We start from the raw sequence: 1,550 nt of genomic DNA, 5'->3' as shown, positions 1-1,550 counted from the left end.
TACCTGGTCCAGCGTTACGGCGGCCGGCCAACGGTAGCCTCCGATAGGTCGGGCAGCCTCTCGCGGACGCATGAGGATCTGGCGAAAAGTCTGCTTCTTGAGAACCTCGACGGCAACGTGTCGATTTCCGAAGTCGCGCAGATGTGCAACCTGTCGCGCGGCTATTTCATTCGCGCTTTTCGAGAGACGACCGGTATGACGCCCTATCAATGGGTCCTTCGTGAGCGAATAGACCGTGCCCGCGACCTCCTACGGACCTCAAAGACTCCGCTCGCCGAAGTGGCCATCGCCTGCGGCTTCGCCGACCAAAGCCATTTCACGCGCGTCTTTGCAGGTATCGTCGGCACCACGCCTGGCAATTGGCGGCGCAACACCTGATCCAGACGAATCCAATTGGAAGATTCGTTCGAACCGGAAGCTCTTGACCCGATTCGAACCTGAGACACACCAAATCCCACAGCTCCATCCGAGGTGCGCTAAATTGATTCACCTGCCCAATCTTCATGCGCGTGGCGAATTCGTATTACAAAAATTGTCTCATCATCTTCGATCCTATAAACGATTAGATGCGCTTTGAAGGGATGAATTCTAATGGGCGGATCAATCTCATCCCGTTCGCGCGCGATGCGTGGATTGACAGCTATATCAGATCAAATAATGCGAAAAGTTCATTGTGGTATCGCTTTGCCTGGCCTGCCCCGAACATACGGACACCTTGCTCGGCGATCGCAATAATGTCCTCTTCCGCTTCGGCAGAAAGCTTAAAACTCATGACTTGCTGGCACGAGCCATCGCTTCAGCAAAGAGTTCATCCTTTGATCGGATGCCGACACCACTTTGGAGCCCGGCCTCGACGAAGCTTTGCATGGCGGCGATCTTGTCGTTTCGCGTCTGGTCGCGTCGGATCAGGTCGCGCACGTAGTCGCTAGCATTCGAATATCGCCCTGTCCTGGCCTGGGCCTCCACCCAATCCTTCATCGGGCCTGGAAGAGATACGTTCATCGTGGCCTTTGATAACCTCAATTTGAAAGGCAACTTAGCCGATTTTGGCAAAGTTTGTCAAAAGCTCGAACGCCTCCGATGAGATGCGGAACAGTTCATCTCGATTGCATCAACTTCAATGACTTGGAGATCTACACCAAGTGCAACATGGGCGTTCGGTCCGTTCGCCCTATCGTACGATTTCGCACCGCTCTTGTTCCGACCCCGGTTGTTCGTGCGCGGGCCGCGTTTGCCCTTCGTGCCGCCCGGCACACAATCCTTGATCCGTTCCCACTGGCCATCCCGAAGCGCATCACAATCCACGGCCGATCTCCAAAAGTCAGCCTTGAATCTGATTTGCGCCTCCGGCGGAATCCCAAATCGTTAAATCGTCACCACGACCTAATTCGGTCGAAGCCTTTTGGTCGCAATCATCATGACGAGATCTTCGGAGGCATCTGCGAGCGCCAGTGCCAATTCCGCAGCCGACCATCCACGTTTCTGCAAACTGACGAGCATTTCCACCATCGCGACTTCGACTTCTCGTCTGCAGCTCGAAATCGGCTTCA

At 54.6% G+C, this 1,550-nt stretch carries 2 protein-coding genes and 2 pseudogenes; 1 reads left to right on the top strand and 3 read right to left on the bottom strand.

Translation table 11 applies throughout. The annotated features are described in order from the left end of the window. Window positions 1–378, top strand: a 378-nt coding sequence (locus AC1D2N_RS36160; protein ID WP_477983014.1) for a helix-turn-helix domain-containing protein, incomplete at its 5' end; no start/stop codon positions are given. A gap of 98 nt (window positions 379–476) precedes the next feature. Here AC1D2N_RS36160 and AC1D2N_RS36155 read toward each other — a convergent pair. From AC1D2N_RS36155 to AC1D2N_RS36145, 3 genes and pseudogenes are all read right to left on the bottom strand, one after another. Further along, window positions 477–772: pseudogene (locus AC1D2N_RS36155) on the bottom strand (type II toxin-antitoxin system RelE/ParE family toxin). Then, window positions 769–1,002 carry a type II toxin-antitoxin system ParD family antitoxin gene (locus AC1D2N_RS36150; protein ID WP_032990459.1) on the bottom strand — a complete coding sequence of 78 codons (234 nt, stop codon included), beginning with the start codon at window positions 1,000–1,002 and terminating at the stop codon, window positions 769–771. The pseudogene AC1D2N_RS36155 and the gene AC1D2N_RS36150 overlap by 4 nt, the downstream one beginning before the upstream one ends. A 204-nt stretch (window positions 1,003–1,206) precedes the next feature. Further along, window positions 1,207–1,305 (bottom strand): annotated as a pseudogene (locus AC1D2N_RS36145) (IS5/IS1182 family transposase); the annotation flags it as partial. Between the last annotated feature and the right edge of the window lie 245 nt (window positions 1,306–1,550).

The organism is Rhizobium sp. P1_B8 (assembly GCF_056406515.1).
Note: the sequence above shows the minus strand (reverse complement) of the source record. Positions and strands in the feature narration are given on the sequence as shown.

Coding starts and splice junctions, on each gene's coding strand:
- AC1D2N_RS36150 (WP_032990459.1), bottom strand. CDS start 1,002: ATGAACGTATCTCTTCCAGGCCCGATGAAGGATTGGGTGGAGGCCCAG.